This is a genomic window from Streptomyces sp. NPDC056987, from assembly GCF_042673865.1.
Lineage (GTDB): Bacteria > Actinomycetota > Actinomycetes > Streptomycetales > Streptomycetaceae > Streptomyces.
This window is the reverse complement of record NZ_JBHURV010000004.1, coordinates 84,420-106,386: the sequence shown is the minus strand read 5'-3', so window position 1 is coordinate 106,386 and position 21,967 is coordinate 84,420. Positions and strand designations below refer to the sequence as shown.

Genomic DNA, 21,967 nt, shown 5'->3' with positions numbered 1-21,967 from the left:
ATACGTACGGGAGCGGAACGGGGCCCGGTCGAGGAGACCGGGCCCCGCTTTCTTGTGTGCGGTGCCTGGTCCGGGAGCGGCTGCCCCGCCCAGGTGCACACCAGCCGGTGTCTGTTGTCAGCAGGAGCGGTCCCGGCTGTCGGATCCGGATTCCAGGCGCTTCAGCCAGGCGTCGAGGTGAGGACAGGCGGTGCGCAAGGCGCCCAGGCCGAGAAGCTCGATCGCGTCCGGGCCGTCCACGACCTTGCGGTAGGCGGGATGGGCCCGCAGGATCCGCTTCGACGGCGCCGTGTCGGGACCGTCGTTGACCAGTTCGGGGCCGCCCGCGACGGTGACATGGGACCGCAGTACGTCGGCCAGCCTGGGCGACTCGACCAGCTCGGCAAGCTCGTCCGCGGCGGCGAGTACCCAGGCCTCGTCTCGTGGAGGACGAGGAACGGCAGGAATCGCGGGTCGTCGATGACCCGCGCCATCGCCTCCTCGACATGGCCGACGCGAGCGTACGCGTCACCGGCCGGGGCGCCGGAGAGCCCGGGCGTGTCGGAGGGCAGCCCGTACAGATCGAGCATCGTGGTCACCGTGTCGACGGCCGAGTTCCGCAGGAGTGCCCGGATGTCGTGCTCGATCTTGGGCCACCTGCTCACCCCGCCCTTGTCGTGCGGCCGGCCTGCGGCCCGCCGGGTCTTGAGTGCGACCGGGCTGACCCAGATGTCCCGCGCGAACAGTTCCGGCTGGAGGACCTGCTGCACCAGGCGCTCCTCCGTCGCACCCTCCACCAGTACGTGAACCTGACGCACCTGCCCCGACCTCACCGTTCCCGCTCGGGCCGGGGCCGACCGCCCAGCAGGTTCTTCAGCCACAGGTCACCGAGCGAGTAGCTGTCGAGCCAGGCTGCCAGTGCCTCGGGATCGGGCCGGTGCAGCGTCGTCGAGCCGTCCACGCGCTCCGCGACGACGAGTTCGTCGAGCCCGAACTGGTCGAGCAGGGTGACGGACTGGGTGGCGGCGAGAATCTGGCTGTGGGTGGAGGCCGACCGGAACAGCTCCGCCAGCACGGTGATGGCGAAGGGGTGCAGGCCCAACTCGGGTTCGTCGAGCACGAGCAGCGCGGGCGGTCGCGGCTGGAGCAGGAGGACGACAAGGCAGATGAAGCGCAGCGTGCCGTCGGACAGTGCGTCGGCCGGGAACACGGTGTCGGACCCGGACTGCTTCCACCGGAGCAGCACGCGCCCCGCCGCGTCCTCGGTGAGGACGAACTCACGGAAGAAGGGTGCGACGGAACGGACCGTACGCACGATCTGCTTGTACGCCGCGGGATGCTCCTCGCCCATGCGCCGCAGGAACGCGGCGAGGTTGCGTGCGTCCGGGTGCAGGACCTCCGTGTCGGAGGCGTAGCCCGGCTGCTTCACCGGGGCACCGGGGGTCGTGTCATGGAAGTGGTAGACGCGGCAGCCCCGCAGTATCTCCAACGTGTGACGGGCCACGCCGCCGGCTCCGAACGGCCCCTCTTCCGCGGCCTCGGCGAGTTTCGACTCGCCATGGCCCCGGCCGATCTCCTGCGTCAGCGGCTGCTCATCACGTGACGCGTCATGGAACTCCACCACCTCACGGCCGAAGACCAGGTCTCCTCGATGCGAGGGAACCAGCCTTGCCTCGTAGGCGTTCACCAGGTCGGTGTCGTCGGCCTCCACACGCAGTCCGATCCCCGCGGATCCTTTGGCCACGTCGTGCAGCATGGCCACGGCTCCACCACGCAGCCCGACCTCCATACCCAACTCACCATCGGCGATGCGCCCGAGCAGCTCGACGGCCTCGATGAAGTTGGTCTTGCCCGCGCCGTTGGGGCCGACGAGCACGGTGACCGGACTCAGGGCCAGCTCGACCTGTTCGATGGACTTGTAGCCGCTGACGGTGATGCGCCGAACCCTGCGTGACATGGTCATCAATGTATCGAGCTATCGGGGTCAGGCACCGCCGCGCGGTCCCGCAGAGTTCCGTCCCGGTCATTGTCGTGGACGAGATCTCCGCGGCCGGCACAGGGTTGAAATGCCGGCGAGGAAGATGTCCACCCCGGCGAGGAACTGCTCGCGATCGTCGTGTTCGCCCAAGTGCGTCGCCGCCGCGTGCACAAACGGGTAGCGGCCCGGGTCGACCTGCGCCCATTGCGTGGCGGCGTTCTCCAGGAAGGTCTCCCGGTCCGTGTCGCTGCCCGCGCGGAGCCGTGCGTTCGCGGCGTTCTGCGCGGCGACGCCGAGGACGTAGTTCACGAGCGTGCCGGCCGCGTCGAAGCGGGCTTTTTCCGGCACACCGAGGGCGTCCAGCAGGCGGCCGACGCCCTCGTAGAAGTCCAGCAGCGCGGGCCGCCACGGCTGGCGGGAGAATTCCGCACCGACCCAGGGGTGCGCGTCGATCGCGTCGAACAGGCCGAGGGCGAGGACGCGCAGAGCGGTGCGTGGATCCGCGTCGGCGACCACGCCGGACATCACGCCGGTGATGACCTCGTCAGCGGCCGTCGCGAGCAGATCGCCCTTGTCCGCGACGTGGTGGTAGATCGCCCCGTAGCCGGTGCTCAGGCGCACGGTGAGCGCGCGCAGCGTCAGCGCCTTCTCGCCACCGCCGTCCAGCATCTCGATCGCGGTCCGGATGATCACCTCCCTCGACAGGCTCTCCGTCCGCCGCGGAGCCCGCGCGGATCCCTTCGCCGTTCTCTTCACCATGCCCCCAGCATCGCACGAATGGATCGTCGATCCAACCTCATGCTAGCGTGATTGGAGTGACGATCCAAAGTGACGATCCGATGAGGGCGTCACGGCACCCCGCAAGGGGCTACGGAGGACACCATGACGACACCTGTCACGATCATCGGAGCAGGTCTGGGCGGCCTGACGCTGGCCCGTGTACTGCACGTGCACGGCATCCCGGCCACGGTCCACGAGGCGGAACCCGCGCCGGACACCCGCCGCCAGGGCGGCCTGCTCGACCTGCACCCCCAGAGCGGGCAGGCCGCTCTGGAAGCGGCCGGCCTGACCGAGGAGTTCCACCGGCTGATCCTCCCGGGCCGCGAGGCGTACCGGATCATGGACCAGGCGGGGAACGTGCTGCTCGACCTGCCCGACGACGGAACCGGCTTACGCCCGGAGGCACCGCGCGGCGGACTGCGGCAGATGCTCCTCGACTCCCTGCCCGCCGGCACCGTCCGCTGGGGCCGCAAGGTCACCGCCGTGCGGGCCCTCGGCGACGGCCACCACCAGGTCGACTTCGCCGACGGCACCACCGCCGTCGCGGGCCTGCTCATCGGCGCCGACGGAGCCTGGTCGCGCGTACGACCGCTGCTCTCGAAGGCCGCCCCGGAGTACTTCGGCGTCTGCAGCGTGGAGACGTTTCTCTTCGACGCGGACACCCGCCACGGCGCTTCCGCGGAGGCGGTCGGAGGCGGCTCACTGTTCGCGCTCGCGCCGGGCAGGGGACTGCTGGCCCACCGCGAAGGCGGCGGCACCCTGCACACCTACGCGCAGTTGAAGAAGCCCCAGGACTGGTTCACCGACCTCGACGCCACCGATGCCGCAGCCCTCACCGCACGGGTTGCGAGGGAGTTCGACGGATGGGCTCCCGCACTCACCGCCCTGATCACCGCCAGCGACACCCCACCGGCCCTGCGCCCCGTCTTCACCCTGCCGGCCGGGCACCGCTGGGACCGCGTGCCCGGGGTGACCCTGCTCGGCGATGCCGCCCACCTCCGGGCCCCGAACGGCGAAGGCGCCAACCTGGCCATGCAGGACGGCGCCGAACTCGGCCGAGCCCTCGCCGCGCACCCCGGCGATACGGAGACCGCGCTCGCCTCGTACGAACAGGCCATGTTCGCCCGCGCCGCCGCCGTGGAAGCGGACGACGACGGCTTCTACACGATCATGATCGACGACCGGGCGCCCCACAGCTTGCTCGCCCTGATGACCGGCGCCGAACCGAACGCATGACCCGGACAGTGTCAGACAGTGCGCCCCGTCACCCCGTCATCCCGGCGAGGGTGTGAGGCTGTCCAGGACATCGGCGGCCAACTGGTCCGCGTCGTCGATCGCCGTGGTGAGTTCTTCCGGGGTGGCGCCGAGCGCGCCGAACAGGGCGTGGGCGCGTGCGGAGAAGTTGGCCGGAGCCGTCGGGAGCCGCCCTGCCGCCTCGACGGCTCCTTTCTCGTTGAGCACCCAGCACCCGGCCTGGGCGTGCAGGGCGTGCACCAGGAGTCCCACCACGCGGAACAAGCAGCCGGCGATGTAGAAGGCGTCGGCCCGGTTCACGCCTTTGCGGGCGATGGACAAGGTGAACGGCACTTCCCATCGCGCGTTGGCGACCAGCGAGTCACGTAGGGGCTGTGGGTAGGAGGCCCTGATCCGCTCCCGCAGGGCGGTCAGTTCACCGGTGGGGTCCGCGAGGACGCGTCCGACGGCCACCTCACCGGCGTAAGCGTGCGAGTAGACCCCGAGCGGGTGTCCTGCCTGGGTGCCCACTTCGAAGCGCCCGGCCCGGCACTGCCGCCAGATCCGGTGCACGCGGTCCAGGTCGCGGTAGATCCAGTCGATGTGTGCCCCGTCGACGGTCAGCCAGCCGCCGCCGTCGACCCAGGGCCCCCACCCGCCCGGCTCGGTCACCTCGACCGCGCCGCCGGTCAGCTCGGTGGCGAGCAGACGCAGGGCGGCGGTGTCCAGCGGAGGGCGGTAGTAGAGGCCAAGATCGAAGTCGGAGTCGGGCCTGTGCGTGCCGCGTGCCCGGCTGCCGCCGAGGCAGACTGCGACGACGCCGCCGACGCCGGCCAGCCGGTTCGCGATCTTCGTTACGTGGTCCACCGGGTGGAGTCTGCCGAACGGGACCGCTCCTGGCGACCGGATTGCCGGTGACGGCTCGCCCCGCGGCCATGATCGAACAGCTCCGAAAGGGCACCCCGTGACGACCGAATCCCCTCGCCGGATCAAGTCCTCCTACACCGGCAACGGCGGCAACTGCGTGGAGATCGCCGCCAACCTTGCCGCCTCGCGCGGCATCGTCCCCGTCCGTGACTCCAAGGACCCGATCGGCCCCGTCCTGGACTTCCCCTCACCCCGTCAGAGGTTGCCGCGCTTCTCCTGCTCGCGCTCGATCGCCTCGAAGAGCGCCTTGAAGTTGCCCTTCCCGAACCCCATCGAGCCGTGCCGCTCGATCATCTCGAAGAAGACCGTCGGCCGGTCCTGGACCGGCTTGGTGAAGATCTGGAGCAGATAGCCGTCCTCGTCGCGGTCGACCAGGATCTTCAGCTCGCGCAGGGTGTCGACGGGCACCCGGGTCTCCCCCGCCCACTCGCCGAGGGTGTCGTAGTACGAGTCGGGGGTGTCCAGGAACTGCACCCCGGCGGCCCGCATCGCCCGTACGGAGGCGACGATGTCGTTCGTGGCGAGCGCGATGTGCTGGACGCCGGCCCCGCCGTAGAACTCCAGGTACTCGTCGATCTGCGACTTCTTCTTGGCGACCGCGGGCTCGTTGATCGGGAACTTCACCTTGAGGGTGCCGTCCGCGACGACCTTCGACATGAGCGCGGAGTACTCGGTGGCGATGTCGTCGCCGACGAACTCCTTCATGTTCGTGAAGCCCATGACCTTGTTGTAGAAGCCGACCCACTCGTTCATCCGGCCGAGTTCGACATTGCCCACGCAGTGGTCGACGGCCTGGAAGGTCCGCTTGGCGGGCGGCGCGACGATCGGGTCGGCCGCGCCGAAGCCGGGCAGGTAGGGCCCGTCGTAACCGGAGCGTTCGACGAGGGTGTGCCGGGTCTTGCCGTACGTGGCGATCGCGGCCAGGACGACGGTGCCGTGCGCGTCCTTCAGCTCGTACGGCTCCTGGAGGCCGTGGGCGCCGTGCGCGGTGGCGTAGGCGTACGCGGCCCGCGCGTCCGGGACCTCGATCGCGAGGTCCACGACTCCGTCGCCGTGCTCGGCGACATGGGCGGCGAGGAAGCGGCCCCGGTCGGTGGACGGCTTGATGACGGACGTGAAGACGAAGCGGGCGGCGCCGTTGGTCAGGACGTAACTCGCGGTCTCCCGGCTGCCGTTCTCCGGGCCCGCGTAGGCGACGAGCTTCATGCCGAAGGCCGTGGAGTAGTAGTGCGCGGCCTGCTTGGCGTTGCCGACGGCGAAGACGACCGCGTCCATTCCCCTGACCGGGAAGGGATCGGCCTCGCGCGCGGTGTCGGGGGCTGCGCCGGGGGCGGTGCCCGGGGCGCCGAGGGTGCGGTGCGTCGAGGTGTCAGCCATGGCTCCAGCGTCAGGCCGCTCCGCAAGATGCGCAACAGTTCAGGTTCTGACTGAGCATTCTGTACAGCGGATGGCGAGAATGGCGGGACGATTCGCACAGGATGACCATGCTGGAGGTATGTCCGTGCAGGAGGAGGGAGACGGACCGTGGGTATCGACCGGCTCGACGGCAGGCTGATCGTGCTGCTGGCCCAGGAGCCCAGGATCGGGGTGCTGGAGGCGTCACGCCGGCTCGGCGTGGCGCGCGGGACCGTACAGGCGCGGCTCGACCGGTTGCAGTCGAACGGCGTCATCCGGGGGTTCGGCCCGGCGGTGGACCCGGCGGCGCTCGGCTACCCCGTCACCGCCTTCGCCACGCTGGAGATCAAGCAGGGGCAGGGCGCGGACGTACGGGCCCACCTGGCGAGCGTCCCCGAGGTGCTCGAACTGCACACCACCACCGGCGAGGGGGACATGCTCTGCCGCCTGGTCGCCCGCTCGAACGCCGATCTCCAGCGGGTGATCGACCTGGTGGTCGGCTTCGACGGGATCGTGCGGGCCGCCACGGCGATCGTCATGGAGAACCCGGTGCCGCTGCGGATCATCCCGCTGGTGGAACAGGCGTCGCGGGACGACTGACCGGGCGGGAAGCAGGACCCAAAGACTCCGTTGCAAAGAAAGCGTTGCAACGAAGTCTTTGCATGGCTACGGTGACACCATGCCCGAGCACGAGAAGAAGCCACAGGAGCATCGCGAGCGCGCCCTGGACGCGCGCTCGCTCCGCGGTCTCGCCCACCCGCTCCGTATCCGCCTGCTGGGCGCCCTCCGCCACGACGGCCCCGCCACCGCCTCCCAACTGGCCGCCCGGCTGGGCGAGTCCAGCGGCGCCACCAGCTACCACCTGCGCCAGCTCGCCACGCACGGATTCGTCGAGGACGACCCGACGCGGGGTGAGGGGCGTGAGCGATGGTGGAAGGCCGCCCAGGAAGGGACGCGGTTCAGCGATGACCTCCACATGAACGCCGATCCGGAGGTGCGCGGCGCGGCCGACCTGTTCCTGCACGAGGTGGCCACCATCCACACCCAGGAACTCACCACCTGGCTGGGCACGGCGGGCGACTGGCCGCGGGAGTGGTCGCAGGCCGCGGACATGAGCGACTTCACCCTGCGGCTGACGCCTCAGCAGCTCATCGAGATGAACGAGGAAATACACGCGGTCGCCGAGCGCTACCGCCGGATCGGGCCCGCCACCGAGGACGCCCCGCAGGTCCGCGTCCACCTGCACTCCTTCCCGCGCCGCGGCTCGACGGGCTGAGACGACCGAAGCAGATCTCAGGGGGGATCCACCATGCACGCCGACATCCATCTCACACTGCACCGCCTGCGCGCCGCCGAACTGCACCGGGAGGCCGCCGAGTTCCGGGAGACCACCGGGCCACGACGGCCCCGTACGGACCTACGCGCCGGCCTCCGCACCCGACTGGGCTGGTCGCTGGTCGAGTTGGGGCTGCGTCTCGTCAACCGCCCGGTGGCACGCACGAGAACGCACCTCGCGTGAGCGGGGGCAAGCAGTCCGGCGAACGCCCCCGCGACCGGTGGCCCTTCGCCGCCACGCTCGCCGCCAACACCATCTCCATAGCGGGGAGTTCACTGACCCTCATCGGGGTGCCCTGGTTCGTCCTCCAGACCACCGGCAGCGCGTCCGACGCCGGGATCGTGGCCTTCTGCGCGACGCTGCCCGTCGTCATCTCCGCCGTCGTCGGCGGCCCGGTCATCGACCGGCTCGGGCGGCGGCGGGTCTCCGTCGTCTCCGATCTGGTCTGCGGTCTCGCCATGGCCGCGATCCCGCTGCTGCACCGGGCGGGGGCGCTGGAGTTCTGGATGCTCTGCGCGCTGATGGCGCTCAGCGGCCTCGTCCACACCCCGGGGCTCACCGCCCGTTACGTCCTGCTCCCCGACCTCGCCGAGCGCGCCGGCACCACCCTGCCGCGCGCCGCGAGCCTGTACGACGCGGCCTCGCGCGGCGCGCGGATGATCGGGGCCGCGCTGGCCGGCGTACTGATCGCGGTGGTGGGCGCGGAGACGGTGCTGCTGCTGGACGCCGTGACCTTCGCCACCTCCGCCGCGCTGATCGCCGCCGGGCTGCGCGGAGTCCGCTCGGCGGAGCCGCAGCGCCTCGCCCCGGTCTCGCTCACCACGTACCGCACCGAACTCCGCGAGGGATACGTCTTCCTGGCCCGCACCCGGCTGCTCATGGGCATCACGCTGATGGTGATGATCACCAATGGCCTGGACCAGGGCTGGAGTTCGGTCCTGCTGCCGGTCCACTCCCGCGACGAGCTGGGCGGCTCGGCCGATCTCGGGCTGCTCACCGCCGTGTTCGGCGGCTCCGCGCTGCTGGGTGCCCTGCTGTACGGGGCGTACGGTGAGCGCTTCCCGCGCCGTGCCGTCTTCGCGGGGGCCTTCCTGCTCTGCGGGGCACCGCGGTTCGTGGTGGCGGCGCTGACGGACGGGACGCTGCCGCTGGCCGTGACGATGGCCGCGGGCGGCTTCGCGGCGGGCGTGCTCAACCCGATCCTCACCACCGTGATCTACGAGCGGGTGCCGGACGCGCTGCGCAGCCGGGTGTCCAGTGTGACCACCGCGGGGGTCGAGCTGACGATGCCGCTCGGCGGGCTGGCCGCGGGCCTGCTGGTCGAACGCGCGGGGCTGGGCAGCGCGCTGCTGGTGGTCGGCGGGGTCTATCTGCTGGCGACGCTGAGCCCGCTGGTCTTCCCTGCCTGGCGGTCCATGGAACGCCCCGCGGAGACGCCCGCTCCGGAGACATCCCGGAAGGCGAGTGCGGACGCGGACGCGGGGGACGTCAGCAGCTCGGGACCCGGTCCGTCCGCCCCTGCTCCAGCGCCGTGAGCGACGACACCGCGCCCTTCAGCGTGGTGACCGGCACCAGCAGCATCCCCTTCGGCAACTCGGCCTGCGCGTCCGTGCATTCCGCCTTCGGTACGAGGAAGACGGTCGCCCCGTCGCGCCCCGCCGCCTGGGTCTTCAGGGCCACCCCGCCGACCGGGCCGACCTTGCCGTCGCCGGTGATCGTCCCCGTACCGGCGACGGTGCGGCCCCCGGTCAGGTCGCCGCCCGCGCCGTCGCCGTCGAGCTTGTCGACGATGCCGAGCGCGAAGAGCAGCCCGGCGCTGGGGCCGCCCACATCGGCGAGATGGAGGCCGACGTCGACCTTCGCCGGGTCCTCGCCGAGCAGGGCGAGGGCGGCGGTCGTCGCGGAGTTCTGCGAGTCGATCATGTCCTGGGTGTTGTGCTTCCTGACCTGCCGGTCGGACTGGCCCGACGGGTAGACCGCCTCGCGGGGCAGCACGGCCCGGTCCGTACGGAACCAGCCCTCGACCACGTCGCCGAAGTCTACGTCGGTGGACGGCCCGGTCGCCTCGATCGTCGTCATCCGCAACTGCCCCTCGGTCTTCCGTACGGGCGCGCCGCTGATGGTGATGACCGGCCGGTCCTTGTTCGTGCCGAGGACGTCCGCGGTCATCCCGGGCTGCGCCACGGCGTACGGCAGCGGTGCGACGCCGACGACGACGAAGAGCGCGACGATCGGGAGGGCGCACACGATGAGGACGCTGGGGCGTGAAAGGCGAGAGAACCGCGGGAGGCGAGAGAACACGGTGTTCAATCTATCTGCCGCGTACCGCCTCCCTCGCCCAGGCGTCCGCGCCGCCCCGGCCGACCGTCCGCACCGCCCTCGGCAGGCGCTCCACACCGCCCTCCGCAGCCCGTCCGCACCGGTCGGCGCAGGCCCTCCGCAGCCCGTCCGCGCCGGTCAGCGCAGGGCGTCGGCCACCTCGCGGGCCGCGTCGACCACGCGCGGACCGACCCGTTCCGGTACGGCGTCCGCGAGCATCACCACGCCCACGCTCCCCTCTATCCCGGTCACCCCGATCAGCGCCGCCGCGGCCCCGCTCGCGCCCGCCTCCAGCTCCCCGCTGGTGAGCGTGCAGCTCGGCTCGGTGAGAGCGCCCTGCCGGGCGGCGAGAATCGCCTTGCCGGCCGCGCCCCGGTCCAGCGGATGACGGAATCCGGCCCGGTAGGCCACGTGGTAGTCGGTCCACGTCGGCTCCACGACGGCGACCGCCAGCGCCTCCGCGCCGTCGACGAGCGTCAGGTGCGCCGTCGCGCCGATGTCCTCGGCGAGCGCGCGCAGCGCGGGCAGCGCGGCCTCCCGTACCAGCGGATGCACCTGCCGGCCCAGGCGCAGCACCCCGAGGCCCACCCGGGCCCGGCCGCCCAGGTCACGGCGGACGAGCGTGTGCTGTTCGAGGGTGGCCAGCAACCGGTAGACGACGGTCCGGTTGACGCCGAGCCGGGTGGACAGTTCGGTGACGGTCAGCCCGTGGTCGGTGTCGGCGAGCAGCTTGAGGACGCGCAGTCCCCGGTCGAGCGTCTGGGAGGTCTCCGCGGTCACGACGCCCTCTCCTTCGGTGTGAGTCGGACGAGTCCGGATGCGGTCTCCCCTGGTCGGGCGAAGCCGAGGCCTCGGGGAAGAGTGACGACGGCGCTCTCCCCGCCATGGAGCTTCCGCGGCGCCGGATCCCGTCCCGGCGCCGCGCGGAGAGGCCACCGGCAGGGCATGGCACCACCGGCTGCGCTACGCGGCGGAGTTGCCACGGAGCGTTCACATTGCCGGGACATTAACCATCGGTACCGCTCAGCGGAAGCCCTCGTCCAGAATCCGGGCATGAGTGGTGAGTCAACGCGCATTGACGTCAAATGTCCGATCACGTGGTGACGTCGCGTGCCCATATATGACCCGTTGAGTGATCACCGAAGGCCGGAAAAGGCGCCGGAAAGGGCCCGGAACGGCGACGTGGCCGCTGCCGGGACTCCCGGACAGCGGCCACGCTGTACATCAACCGTTACAACGATCACGGCACCTGGCTCATACCTCTACGACGTCCACACCTCGGACGGCGTCCACACCTGCGCCCGCGGGTGCCCCGCGCGCCGACAGCGCGTCCGGGCGTCAGCGCATCCGGGTGGCCCACTCCCCCACCTTGGAGATGCGCTCCCTGAGCTGTCCCGCCGTGGCCTCCGCGCTCGGCGGACCGCCGCACACCCGGCGCAGCTCCGTGTGGACGACCCCGTGCGGCTTGCCGCTCTGGTGGACGTACGCGCCGACCATGGTGTTGAGCTTCTTGCGCAGCTCCAGCAACTCCTTGTGGGAGACGACGGGGCGCCGCTCCGCGGGCAGTTCCAGCAGATCGGCCTCGGCGTCCGGCTTCTTGCGGCTGTGCGCGATCTGCCGGGCCTGCCGCTTCTGGAGCAGCAACTGCACCTGGTCGGGTTCGAGGAGCCCCGGGATGCCGAGGTAGTCCTGCTCCTCCTCGCTGCCGGGGTGCGCCTGCATGCCGAACTCGGCGCCGTCGTACAGCACCCGGTCGAAGACGGCGTCGGACTCCAGCGCCTCCCACGGCAGCATGTCCTGCTCGCCGGTGTCCTCGTCCTGCTCCCTTTCCGCCTCCGCCATCTCCTTCTCGGACTCGGCGTAGGGGTCGTCCTCCTCCCCCTCCTTCTTCGGCTTGTCGAGGACGTGGTCGCGCTCGACCTCCATCTCGTTGGCGATGCCGAGGAGGGTGGGGATGGTCGGCAGGAAGACGGACGCGGTCTCGCCGCGCCGCCGGGACCGTACGAAACGGCCCACGGCCTGCGCGAAGAAGAGCGGGGTCGAGATGGTCGTCGCGTACACGCCGACGGCGAGGCGCGGCACGTCGACGCCCTCCGACACCATGCGGACGGCGACCATCCACCGCTCGTCGCTCCCCGAGAAGTCGTCGATCCGCTTCGAGGCGCCGACGTCGTCGGAGAGGACGAGCGTCGCCTTCGTGCCGGTGATCTCGCGGATGAGCTTGGCGTACGCGCGCGCCGCCTCCTGGTCGCTCGCGATGACCAGCCCGCCGGCGTCGGGAATGCCCTTGCGGACCTCGGTGAGGCGCCGGTCGGCGGCGCGCAGGACGCTCGGCATCCACTCGCCGCGCGGGTCGAGCGCGGTGCGCCACGCCTGCGAGATCGCGTCCTTGGTCATCGGCTCGCCAAGGCGCGCGGCGACCTCGTCGCCGGCCTTGGTGCGCCAGCGCATGTTGCCGCTGTAGCTGAGGAATATCACCGGCCGGACGACGCCGTCGCCGAGCGCGTTCCCGTATCCGTACGTGTAGTCGGCGGAGGAGCGGCGGATGCCGTCGTTGCCCTCCTCGTACGCGACGAAGGGGATCGGGTTGGTGTCGGACCGGAACGGGGTGCCGGTCAGCGCGAGCCGCCGGGTCGCCGGCTCGAACGCCTCCAGGCACGCCTCGCCCCAGGACTTGGAGTCGCCCGCGTGGTGGATCTCGTCGAGGATGACGAGGGTCTTACGCTGCTCGCACCGGTTGCGGTGGAGCATGGGCCGGACTCCGACGCCCGCGTACGTGATGGCGACGCCGTCGTACTCCTTGCTCACCGGTCCCGCGCTGTACTCGGGGTCGAGCTTGATCCCCACCCGCGCGGCGGCCTCGGCCCACTGCTTCTTGAGGTGCTCGGTGGGCGCCACGACGGTGATCTGCTGCACGACGTGGTGGTGCAGCAGCCAGGAGGCGAGCGTCAGCGCGAAGGTCGTCTTGCCGGCGCCGGGCGTGGCGACGGCGAGGAAGTCACGGGGCTGCTCCTCTATGTATCGGCTGAGCGCGCCCTCCTGCCAGGCACGCAGCTTGTTGGCGGTGCCCCAGGGCGCGCGGCCGGGGAAGGCGGGCGAGAGGTGATGGGAGGCGGCGGTAGTAGTCACGGTCTCCGGTTCGGACGCTCGGACGTGGGGTTACGTGAGCGCCCGGCCGGACGCGTGGACGTCGGCGGGCGCACGGGCTTACGTACGACAACCGGGCCACCCTACCGGCGGGGTGACCCGGTCCTCGTACGAACGAGGCCGTGACCGAACCGAGTGCGACGCCTGTCACACCGGCGGGACGACCAGCTCCCGCAGGCCGTCCGCGATGGTCTTGATCTCGTCCATCCGCCCCGTGGCCACGGCGATGACCAGCCGCTCGGCCGCGTCGATGTCGGGGCGCAGATGCACCTCGTTCAGGGCCAGGAACGTGACGCAGGACAGCCACGCCGTCCGCTTGTTGCCGTCGAACAGCGGACGGTGGACGGCCAGGGACTGCAGCAGCGCGGCAGCCTTCTCGATCACATCCGGATACGCCTCCTGGCCGAACATCGCGGCCGACGGGCGATGTACGGCCGACTCCAGGAGCCCGGCGTCGCGGACCACGACCCGCATGTCGTCGCAGGCGTGGTCCACGATGGCCAGAACGTCCTCGGCGGAGAGATAGACGCAGATCACTTGAGCCGCTCCATGAGCCCGCTCCACTTGGCGGCCTGCTCCTTGGCGGTCTTCCTGACCATCGCCTCATGCGCGGTGCGGGCCAGGTAGTCATCCACGGCTTGGAGGAGTATGGCGTGCATGCTGGTCCCCTCCTGCTCGGCACGCTGCTTCAGGGCCTCGGTCTGGTCGTCACGGAGACGCAGGTTCATAGCCATACCAAAACGGTACCGCCACCATAGGGCCAGAGTGGTACCAATCAGCGCCCTGCGCCCCGGCCCCCCGCGCCGGCCCGCGTAGCCACCCACACGCCCGCCAGCGCCACCACCGCCATCGGCAGGAACACCGCCGCGAACGCCGCCGGGTGTGATGCCGTGGCCGTCACGTCCGACGCGGCGTGGCCCACCGCGCCCACCGCGCCGCCGCCGAGCGCCGCGAACGCCGCGCCGCCCGCCGCCAGCAGCAGGACGTTGGAGAGGCCGTCGGAGATCTGGAGCGCCGCCGAGTTCGAGCCCGCCTCCTCCGGCGCCGAGAGCTGGAGCAGCAGCACGCTCGTGGAGGCGATCACCGCGCCCATGCCCAGGCAGCCGAAGGCCCAGGCGACCGCCACGACCCACACCGGCACCGCGTCGATCAGCACGCTCGGCGCGGCCGCGATGGCCAGCGCCACCAGCACCATGCCGCCCGCCATCAGCCGCCCGCGGTACGGCTCCATGCGCGGCCGGGACTGTACGTACGAGCCGAGCGCCCAGGTCGCGCCGCCGACCGCGAGCGAGAGCCCGGCCATCGTCGGCGACAGGCCGCGCTGGGTGACCAGCATGAGCGGTACGAAGCTCTCCGCCGCGACGAAGGCCCCGGAGGCGACCCCGCGCAGCAGCACCACCGACGGCAGCCCGCGCGCCGCCCGCCAGGTCCCGCCCGGCAGCAGCCCGAGGACGGCGGGCACGAGGAACGCCAGCCCCGCCGCGGCCGGCAGCAGCGAGAGGAGGCGCAGGTCCTGGCCCGCGTACTGGAGGAGCGCCGCGCCCAGCGAGATCCCGAGCGCGAGCCGGATCCGGCGCCGGTCGAAGACGGCCGCACTCCCGGACGCCCCGGCCTTCTCGGACGCCCCAGCCTTCCCGGACGACGCGGCCGGCGGCGCGGCGGCCCCCGACGCCATCCGCCGGACCGCGGGCACCGCGAGGACCAGCGGCGGTACGACGAGGACGGGGATGCCGAGGAAGACCCAGCGCCAGCCCAGGTGTTCGGTGACCGTCCCGGCGGCGAGCGGACCGACGACCGACGGGACCACCCAGCTCGCGGCGATCGCGGCCATCATCGCGGGCCTCAGCCGCTCCGAGTAGGCGCGGCTGATGACCACGTACAGCGCGACGATGACCAGCCCGCCGCCGAGCCCCTGCACGGCCCGGCCCAGGATGAACACCCACATGGAACCGGCCGCGCCGGAGAGCAGCAGCCCGACGGCGAAGGCGCCGACGCCCGTGACGAGCGGCGCGAGCGGCCCGTCGCGGTCGGACCACTGGCCGGAGAGGACCATCGCGAACAGGCTGGTCGTGAAGTACGCGGAGAAGGCGAAGGCGTACAGCGACACCCCGTCCAGCTCACGCGCGGCGACCGGCATCGCCGTACCGACCGCGGTCGCCTCGAAGGCGATCAGCAGCACGACGGCGACGATGGAGATGCTGAGCGCCCGGTGCTCCGGCCCGAGCACGCCGCCGCGCCACCCCCGGACGGGGGCGGGGGCGGCGACCGGGGCCGGTGCGGCGCTGGGACCGGATATGCCGGAGGGTGCGGCGGAGGCGACGTCGGCGTCGCCTGGTTCCAGTGCGGTCATTGCTTCAGAGTAAGGGGCGTAGCAGGGGTTGAGCCCTGTCGCGGGATGGATCTTCGCTGGTCCCTTGGTCGTACGACTGTGAACGCGGTGTGGCAGTCACATTGCACGCCGCCGGAAAGTCTTGAGCGGCGCCGTCCGCGCTCGTACGGTCGTCAGCAGATGGAGCACGGCCGTGTGCCCGAGTGGTTCAGGGGCTCGACTGCAAATCGAGTTACGTGGGTTCGATTCCCGCCACGGCCTCGGTTCTCGTACGCGTACGGGCCGTCCCCGGGAAGCCGGGGGCGGCCCGTACCGCCGCCTGCCCACGCCTACGGGGCGTCCCCGTACCGGTCGAAGGTCTCGGTGCCGGTGCCGCCGGAGGTCCAGTCGACGCTGAGGGTGCCGTCGCTGAAGGTGAGGTCGCCGCTGCGGTCCTCGGACTCCACCCGGACGTCGTCGCGGGAGCAGATGAGCGCGAAGCGGTACTTCTTGCCCGCCTCCTGCACCGTGCGCACGCCCTTGCACTCCATGCCGCCCTTGACGTACACCATCGAGATCTTGCTGTCCGGCTGGAGGGTCTTGATGTCCTCGCCCTTCAGGACGCCGAGGACACCGCTGCCCGAGCTGGAGCGCCACATCCCCTCGATACCGGTACCGGTGGGCCCGGCGTCGGAGGGCTCCGCGTCGCCCGTCGACGGCGTCTCCTCGGTGGGCTCCTCGGCCGGTTCGCCGGACGGCTCCTCCGAGGCTCCGCCGGACGCCCCGTCGGACGGCCCGGCGCTCGCGGCCACGTCCTTGCCGTCGTCGCCCCCGCTCGTCGCCAGAAAGATGCCGCCCCCGGCGAGCAGCACGACGGCCGCCACCGCGCCGGCGAGCAGGGCGGTCCTGCGACGGCCCCCGGGGCGCTGCGACGGCTGGGGCGACTGAGGCATCTGCGGCGAGTAGGGCGGCTGAGGCGACTGGGGTATGTACGGCGGCGGGGCGGCCTGGTGGCCCGGGTACCCCTGGTGTCCGCCATAGACGGGCGGGGCCGGCTGGACGGGCTGGACGGGCTGCGCGTACGGATTGCCCTCGACGGGGGCGCCCTGCGGGGGCGCCTGCGGCTGGGCAGGAGCCGAGTAGGGACCGGACTGGGCCGGCGGCTGCCCGGGCTGCCCCGGCTGCGCAGGCGGTCCCGACGGGCCCTGCGGAGCCCCCGAGCCGTCGGGAGCGGGTGGGTACGGCGGCTGACTCATCGGTCTCCCTCGCTGACATACGGCAGGTTGCAGGAGCAACGCCCGGCGGGTCAGCATATGTTGACGGTCCGCCCGGGGCGGCTCCGGTCCGGCATCCGCACCCCGCACCCCTAGCCCGGGCGAGGCTATTGACTACCCGTCAGTAGCTGCTCCAGTGTTGTGTCCATGACGACTCCCGGGGCGGAAGCGCGCACGGCACGTCGCACCACACCTCGCAGCACACGTCGCAGCGCCGTTCGTACGGCACGCGGGGGCGCCCTGCTGGCGGCGGTCCTGGCGCTGCTGACGGGCGTCGCACTCGGCGGCCCGCCGACCGCAGCGGCGGAGAGCACGCGGGCGGAGAGCACGCGGGCCGCGCTGTGGTTCGACGACCGGGCCGCCACCGAGGTGGCCGTGGACGGCGGCCGGTTCACCGACGGGCACGGCCGCGAGGTCGTCCTGCGCGGATTCAACGTCTCCGGCGAGACCAAACTGGACGAGAACGGCGGCCTGCCCTTCGCCGACGTGGCGGACGCCCGTACCTCCGCCACGGCCCTGCGCTCGCTGACCGGAGGGAACGCCGTACGGTTCCTGCTCTCCTGGGCGTACGTCGAACCCGAGCCGGGCCGGATCGACACCGCGTATCTGCGCCGTGCCACGGAGCAGATCAGGGCGCTCCTCGACGCGGGGCTGCGGGTGTTCCCCGACTTCCACCAGGATCTCCACTCCCGGTACCTCTTCGACAAGGACAGCTGGTACACCGGTGACGGCGCGCCCCGGTGGGCCGTCGAGGCGGGCGGGTACCCGCGTGAATCCTGCGGCATCTGCGTCCTGTGGGGCCAGAACATCACCCAGAACCAGGCGGTCAAGAGCGCGACCCGGGACTTCTGGACCAACCGGGTCCTCTCCGTCCCCACGGGCACCGGCACGGGCGCGGAGACCACCGCTGTCCCGGTCCAGACCGCGTTCCTCGACATGGCGCAGCAGACGATGACGTACCTCGCGCGGAACCTGGACGCGGACGAGTTCGCGGGCATCGTCGGCTTCGACCCGTACAACGAGCCGTTCGCGGGCGAGTACGCGGCGGGACAGAGCAGCCGCGCCTGGGAACGGGACGTGCTCTGGCCGTTCTACGAGAAGTTCCGCGCCCGCATGGACGCGGCGGGCTGGCGCGACAAACCGGTCTTCGTGGAGCCCAACATGTTCTGGAACGCCAATCTGGACTTCGCGCGCCACGAGGGCGGCCTGCTCGACGCGGGCAAAGCCGGCGCGCGCTACGTCTTCAACACGCACTTCTACGACCAGAAGGCGATCTCCGGCATCTTCATGTGGGGGAAGGCCGACGACGGCCAGTACTCCACCGACTTCACGACCGTCCGGGACCGCTCGGCGGCACTGGGCACCACCGGCATCGTCAGCGAGTTCGGCCACCCGCTGAACGGCACCACCGCCGACAAGGCGCCCAGCGTGAACAAGGCGCTGTACCAGGCGCTCGACTCCCGGCTGCCGGGCGCGAACTGGTGGGCGGGGGCCGCCCGCTCGGGGCCGGTGCTCTCGGGGACGCAGTGGCAGTGGGACATCTACAGCGGGCGCCACCGCGAGGCGATGAACGGCAACCCCGACAAGATCCTCACCCAGGGCGACGCGTGGAACGACGAGGACATGTCCGCCGTCGGTCTCGACGCCTCCGGCAACGCCGTGCTGCGCCAGGACACCCGGCTGCTCGACCGGCTCTACCCGGGTGCGGTGGCGGGCCGCACGGTCGCCTTCACGTACGAGGACCGCTCCCGCGACGGCGGTACGGCCCTGTCCTGGAACCGGATCCCCGACACCATGCCCAACACCGCGCGCCTGGTGGGCACGGGCCGGTACGGGGTGCTGGTGTGGCGCTCCGAGGGCGCCACGCGGGCCCCGACCCAGCTCCACCTGCCGAGCGGCTTCACCGCCGCGTCCAGCACGGTCGTCTCCGACGTGGGCACGGCCACCGGGCTGCCCGCCTACACCGCGCAGGGTCAGCGCGCCGACCACGCCCTGGCAGCGGCCACGGAACCGGGCACCGCCAACGCCCAACGCCTCCTGCTCACCGCGCCGCCCGCCGCGGACGCCGCGGGCACCCTCCACTACGCCCTGGTCGCGGAAGCCCCCGCGACACCGGAACTGCGCGCCGCGGCCCAGCGCGAACTGTCGGCCTGGGCGGCGTCCACCGCCTTCCCCGGCCTCCCCACGGCTCCGTAGACGACGGGACCGCGCGTCGTCCCGGGCGTGTGCCTTCGCATACGCCGCCCACCCGGTCCGATAGCTTTGTCCGGACACGGGGCGCGGAGACGCGGGGGCAGGGGAGACGCAGCATGACAACCAGTCCGTACTCGGACCAGTGGCAGCAACTGCTGGACATGGCAGGCCGTAGCAGTGACAGTTCGACGAACGCGCGGATGTCACTGGCCTCGGTCTCGGCGGGAGACTCCGGCGGGGATTCGGACCTGCGGCACAGTGACGGACCATGGACCAAAGCCGCCGGCGTCGCGGAGGAGTTACGCATCAGGGTCACATCAGCAAAGAGCCGGCTCACCTCCGCGCACGAAGGTGCCGCCGCAGGCACCGAGGGTCTGGCAAGCACAGGCACGCTGAATTCCGTACTGACCTCCTGGGAGGAACGGCTGAAGGCAGTTCAGGATGAATGTGCTTCCCTCGCGCCGAAGCTGCGGCTGGTGGCTCAAGGCCAGGGGGAACGCAACACGGAGGTGAAGTCCTCCTTCGCCGGACTGGACCGGCCGACCGCGGAAAAGGCGACGTGACCGCTGTGCTGACATGGCAGCAGTTACGCGACCTGAAGTACGCGGAACTCCAGGACGCGGCCGACGGCTGGGCCGAGGTGAGCAACCGGGCCGACGCCGCGCGCGACATGGTGAGCAACGAGATGACGAACACGCTCACGGAATCCCAGAAGGGCGAGGCGGCGAGCGCGGCACTGAGCCGACTGAAGCGGCTCGACCGGAACTTCGAGTATCTCTCCACCGAGTGCGGCCTGATCCGTACGACGCTGAACAGCCTGGCATTCGAACTGAGCGGCTCCCAGGCACGCTTGAAGGGCGCCCTGGAGGAAGCCGTCAACCTCAAGTTCACGGTGCACCCGGACGGTTCGGTGAGCTACCCGACCGGTGGCGAGAACCTCACCGACGGCACGCCGCTCCCCGGCGGCAGCACCACAGGCTCGCCCGTCGGCACCCCGTACGGCCCCACACTGGGCGCCACATCCGGGGCACCTCCACTGACCCCGCCCAACCCGAACCACGCCAAGGCCCAGGACATCGCCGACCGCATCCTGCATGCGGTCAACGAGGCCCGCGAGACCGACAGACGCTTCAACGAAACCCTGGCCAAGCTCAAAGCGGCTCCCGGCCTCACGGTCGACACGAAGACATGGACGGACGCCGCCGCGGATGCCGCCGCCGTCCGTGGCGTGGCGGACGACTACCTGAGGGGCGGCATTCCGCAGGCCAAGTCTCCTGCGGAGCGCGGTGCATGGTGGGCCGGGCTCACGGAGGAACAGCGGCAGGAGTATCTGGCCGTCTACCCGGACGTGATCGGCAACCTGGACGGAATCCCGGCGAAGACCCGGGACGCGGCCAACCGCGACAACCTCCAGTTGCTGATCGGGAAGCTGGAGGGCCAGAACAGCGAGAAGGCGCAGACGCAGTTGGCCGGCCTGAAGTCGATCGACCATCAGTTACGGGCGGACCCGGCTGACGGCGTTCCGCCGATGTACCTGCTCGGCATCGGCGACCAGGGAAACGGCCGAGCGATCGTGTCCTTCGGCAACCCGGACACGTCGAGGAATGTCTCCGCGTACGTTCCCGGTCTGGGCACGGCGCTGGACGAGAGTTTCGCGACGAACGACGTACAGCGAGCGCGTGACACGGCCAAGGACGCGAGAGCGTACGACAAATCCAGTGCATCGATCGTCTGGCTCGGTTACGACGCTCCCCAACTCCCTGCCGAGAGGCTGGCCGACAACGCAGGCGTGATGTTCGACCACGACGCCAAGGCCGGGGCCAGCGCCTACAACGCATTCATGGCAGGGCTCTCGTCGACGAACCAGAACGCTGACCCGCATATCACCGCCATCGGCCACTCGTACGGTTCCTTCACCGTGGGACAGGCAGCACAGCAGAGCGGGGGCATCCCGGGCGCCGATGACATCGTGCTCCTCGGCAGTCCCGGCACCGGCGCGGAGTCCGCCAAGGAGCTCGGCGTCGGCCAAGGCCATGTATATGTGGGCGCCGCGGAGAACGACCCGGTGACCATGATGCCGAGCAAGGACGAGTCGAGCGCCCTCGGAGCCGGCCTGGCCGGTGGGGGCTCCGCCGGACTGGTGCTGGGGCTCGGCATGGGAGGCCCCGTCGGAGGCCTGGTCGGAGGCGCGGCAGGCGGCATGGTGGGCGGCATCGCGGGCTTCAGATCCTCGGAGGACGAGAGCGAGATCTGGTTCGGCACCGACCCGGCGCACAAGGACTTCGGCGCGACGCGTTTCAAGGTGGATGACGGGGCACGCCCGTTCGTCGACGGGCAGGGCGCGACGCCGGCCCACTCGAACTACTTCAACCCCGAGGAGGACCCAGATTCGGCCGACAACATCGCGAGAATCGTCGCGGAAAAGGGCGGTCTCACGATTCAGGAGCACCGATGACGAAAATGCTGCGATGCTCGCTGGCCACAGCCCTGGTCATGATGACGGCCGGATGCAGCGCCTCGGGAACTCCCTGGGCCGAGAAGGAGAACAAGCAAGTGGTGAGCAAGATCAGCCTGCAGGCGGCGGCAGAGAAATCCGACGCGATCATGCTGAATACCATTTCATCTGTACAGCCACCCCTGAACTGGGTACACGACTCGGCCACTGAGCGCAGATGCCGCGACTACACCATCGACGGCAAGGCGACCAGTTCGGCAACCCGGCGGGCCGCAGTGATGACCATTTTGTCTGAGGAGCGACGAGGCAATTTGCTCGGCGTACTGGAGCGGCTGTGGAAGAAGCGGGGATACGAGATCACCGGCACGAACCCTTCCAAAGAGAATCCTGCCATTTTCGCCCGGACGCCGGAAGACTTCCGCATGAGTGTCATCGTGGGCGACAAGGGCCAGTTCTTCTTCAAGATCACGACGCCGTGCTTCATCGAGTCGGAGGTCAGCCCACCCAAGACCGAGGCGAATGGAACCCCCTTCGAGGGAACGGATGTTCCTTACCCATCCGTGCACTCCGACTTCTGGTCCGCGACGACACCGATCCCGTCCACGTCTCCAGCACTCTGACAGAGAGCGACGGCCCCCAGCTC

General features: G+C 70.9%; 21 protein-coding genes, 1 tRNA gene and 2 pseudogenes. 11 read left to right on the top strand and 13 right to left on the bottom strand.

Going from position 1 to position 21,967, the window contains the following annotated elements; all coding sequences use genetic code 11:
* Positions 1–117: 117 nt before the first annotated feature.
* From ACFTZC_RS06510 to ACFTZC_RS06495, 4 genes and pseudogenes are all read right to left on the bottom strand, one after another.
* Entirely contained in the window at positions 118–360 is a 243-nt protein-coding gene (locus ACFTZC_RS06510) for a DUF4276 family protein (RefSeq protein WP_382887775.1), read from the bottom strand.
* Between the two features lie 119 nt (positions 361–479).
* Positions 480–749: pseudogene (locus tag ACFTZC_RS06505) on the bottom strand (hypothetical protein); the annotation flags it as partial.
* A gap of 59 nt (positions 750–808) precedes the next feature.
* Complete coding sequence (locus tag ACFTZC_RS06500; RefSeq protein ID WP_382887422.1) at positions 809–1,936, bottom strand: AAA family ATPase; 1,128 nt, start codon at positions 1,934–1,936, stop codon at positions 809–811.
* A 66-nt stretch (positions 1,937–2,002) separates the two neighbouring features.
* Positions 2,003–2,716, bottom strand: coding sequence for a TetR/AcrR family transcriptional regulator (locus ACFTZC_RS06495; RefSeq protein ID WP_382887420.1), 714 nt, complete (start codon positions 2,714–2,716; stop codon positions 2,003–2,005).
* A gap of 123 nt (positions 2,717–2,839) precedes the next feature.
* Here ACFTZC_RS06495 and ACFTZC_RS06490 point away from each other — a divergent pair, with 123 nt between their 5' ends.
* Entirely contained in the window at positions 2,840–3,973 is a 1,134-nt protein-coding gene (locus ACFTZC_RS06490) for an FAD-dependent oxidoreductase (protein ID WP_382887418.1), read from the top strand.
* 36 nt (positions 3,974–4,009) lie between these two features.
* Here the strand turns inward: ACFTZC_RS06490 and ACFTZC_RS06485 are convergent, their stop codons facing one another.
* Positions 4,010–4,837 carry a nucleotidyltransferase domain-containing protein gene (locus ACFTZC_RS06485; RefSeq protein ID WP_382887416.1) on the bottom strand — a complete coding sequence of 276 codons (828 nt, stop codon included), beginning with the start codon at positions 4,835–4,837 and terminating at the stop codon, positions 4,010–4,012.
* Between the two features lie 97 nt (positions 4,838–4,934).
* On the opposite strand from ACFTZC_RS06485, the pseudogene ACFTZC_RS06480 reads away from it, so the two are divergent.
* A pseudogene (locus tag ACFTZC_RS06480) lies at positions 4,935–5,084 on the top strand (DUF397 domain-containing protein); the annotation flags it as partial.
* Positions 5,085–5,092: 8 nt separating this feature from the next.
* On the opposite strand, the gene hppD reads toward ACFTZC_RS06480, so the two are convergent.
* Positions 5,093–6,172, bottom strand: coding sequence for a 4-hydroxyphenylpyruvate dioxygenase (gene hppD / locus ACFTZC_RS06475; RefSeq protein ID WP_382887773.1), 1,080 nt, complete (start codon positions 6,170–6,172; stop codon positions 5,093–5,095).
* 249 nt (positions 6,173–6,421) lie between these two features.
* On the opposite strand from hppD, the gene ACFTZC_RS06470 reads away from it, so the two are divergent.
* The 4 genes from ACFTZC_RS06470 to ACFTZC_RS06455 all read left to right on the top strand — a co-directional run bounded on the left by ACFTZC_RS06470 (position 6,422) and on the right by ACFTZC_RS06455 (position 9,163).
* On the top strand, positions 6,422–6,892 hold the full coding sequence (locus tag ACFTZC_RS06470; RefSeq protein ID WP_382887414.1) for an Lrp/AsnC family transcriptional regulator: 471 nt from the start codon (positions 6,422–6,424) through the stop codon (positions 6,890–6,892).
* A 79-nt stretch (positions 6,893–6,971) separates the two neighbouring features.
* Positions 6,972–7,568 carry an ArsR/SmtB family transcription factor gene (locus tag ACFTZC_RS06465; RefSeq protein WP_382887412.1) on the top strand — a complete coding sequence of 199 codons (597 nt, stop codon included), beginning with the start codon at positions 6,972–6,974 and terminating at the stop codon, positions 7,566–7,568.
* Positions 7,569–7,601: 33 nt separating this feature from the next.
* A complete protein-coding gene (locus ACFTZC_RS06460; protein WP_382887410.1) occupies positions 7,602–7,811 on the top strand; it encodes a hypothetical protein in 210 nt (69 codons plus the stop codon).
* Positions 7,808–9,163 carry an MFS transporter gene (locus ACFTZC_RS06455; RefSeq protein WP_382887408.1) on the top strand — a complete coding sequence of 452 codons (1,356 nt, stop codon included), beginning with the start codon at positions 7,808–7,810 and terminating at the stop codon, positions 9,161–9,163. Before ACFTZC_RS06460 ends, ACFTZC_RS06455 begins: the two co-directional genes overlap by 4 nt.
* On the opposite strand, the gene ACFTZC_RS06450 is transcribed toward ACFTZC_RS06455, so the two are convergent.
* From ACFTZC_RS06450 to ACFTZC_RS06425, 6 genes are all read right to left on the bottom strand, one after another.
* Entirely contained in the window at positions 9,117–9,878 is a 762-nt protein-coding gene (locus ACFTZC_RS06450; protein WP_382887772.1) for a S16 family serine protease, read from the bottom strand. The genes ACFTZC_RS06455 and ACFTZC_RS06450 overlap by 47 nt on opposite strands.
* Before the next feature lie 207 nt (positions 9,879–10,085).
* On the bottom strand, positions 10,086–10,727 hold the full coding sequence (locus ACFTZC_RS06445; RefSeq protein WP_365819357.1) for a helix-turn-helix domain-containing protein: 642 nt from the start codon (positions 10,725–10,727) through the stop codon (positions 10,086–10,088).
* 558 nt (positions 10,728–11,285) lie between these two features.
* On the bottom strand, positions 11,286–13,076 hold the full coding sequence (locus tag ACFTZC_RS06440; RefSeq protein WP_382887406.1) for a DEAD/DEAH box helicase: 1,791 nt from the start codon (positions 13,074–13,076) through the stop codon (positions 11,286–11,288).
* A 165-nt stretch (positions 13,077–13,241) separates the two neighbouring features.
* Entirely contained in the window at positions 13,242–13,631 is a 390-nt protein-coding gene (locus ACFTZC_RS06435; RefSeq protein WP_382887404.1) for a type II toxin-antitoxin system death-on-curing family toxin, read from the bottom strand.
* Positions 13,628–13,828: a ribbon-helix-helix protein, CopG family gene (locus ACFTZC_RS06430; protein ID WP_382887402.1), complete on the bottom strand. Its 201-nt coding sequence runs from the start codon at positions 13,826–13,828 to the stop codon at positions 13,628–13,630. The genes ACFTZC_RS06435 and ACFTZC_RS06430 overlap by 4 nt, the downstream gene beginning before the upstream one ends.
* Positions 13,829–13,869: 41 nt before the next feature.
* Positions 13,870–15,444 (bottom strand): MFS transporter, encoded by a 1,575-nt coding sequence (locus ACFTZC_RS06425; RefSeq protein WP_382887400.1) that lies wholly within the window; start codon positions 15,442–15,444, stop codon positions 13,870–13,872.
* Between the two features lie 168 nt (positions 15,445–15,612).
* Between ACFTZC_RS06425 and ACFTZC_RS06420 the strand changes: the two genes are divergently transcribed.
* Positions 15,613–15,684: transfer RNA gene (locus tag ACFTZC_RS06420), tRNA-Cys, on the top strand.
* 68 nt (positions 15,685–15,752) lie between these two features.
* On the opposite strand, the gene ACFTZC_RS06415 is transcribed toward ACFTZC_RS06420, so the two are convergent.
* On the bottom strand, positions 15,753–16,658 hold the full coding sequence (locus tag ACFTZC_RS06415) for a hypothetical protein (protein WP_382887399.1): 906 nt from the start codon (positions 16,656–16,658) through the stop codon (positions 15,753–15,755).
* Between the two features lie 165 nt (positions 16,659–16,823).
* Here ACFTZC_RS06415 and ACFTZC_RS06410 point away from each other — a divergent pair, with 165 nt between their 5' ends.
* The 4 genes from ACFTZC_RS06410 to ACFTZC_RS06395 all read left to right on the top strand — a co-directional run bounded on the left by ACFTZC_RS06410 (position 16,824) and on the right by ACFTZC_RS06395 (position 21,944).
* Positions 16,824–18,872 carry a cellulase family glycosylhydrolase gene (locus ACFTZC_RS06410; protein WP_382887397.1) on the top strand — a complete coding sequence of 683 codons (2,049 nt, stop codon included), beginning with the start codon at positions 16,824–16,826 and terminating at the stop codon, positions 18,870–18,872.
* 113 nt (positions 18,873–18,985) lie between these two features.
* Positions 18,986–19,432, top strand: a complete 447-nt coding sequence (locus ACFTZC_RS06405) for a hypothetical protein (protein ID WP_382887395.1) — start codon at positions 18,986–18,988, stop codon at positions 19,430–19,432.
* Positions 19,429–21,324: an alpha/beta hydrolase gene (locus ACFTZC_RS06400; protein ID WP_382887393.1), complete on the top strand. Its 1,896-nt coding sequence runs from the start codon at positions 19,429–19,431 to the stop codon at positions 21,322–21,324. The genes ACFTZC_RS06405 and ACFTZC_RS06400 overlap by 4 nt, the downstream gene beginning before the upstream one ends.
* Positions 21,321–21,944, top strand: a complete 624-nt coding sequence (locus ACFTZC_RS06395) for a hypothetical protein (protein ID WP_382887391.1) — start codon at positions 21,321–21,323, stop codon at positions 21,942–21,944. Before ACFTZC_RS06400 ends, ACFTZC_RS06395 begins: the two co-directional genes overlap by 4 nt.
* The last annotated feature ends 23 nt before the right edge of the window (positions 21,945–21,967 follow it).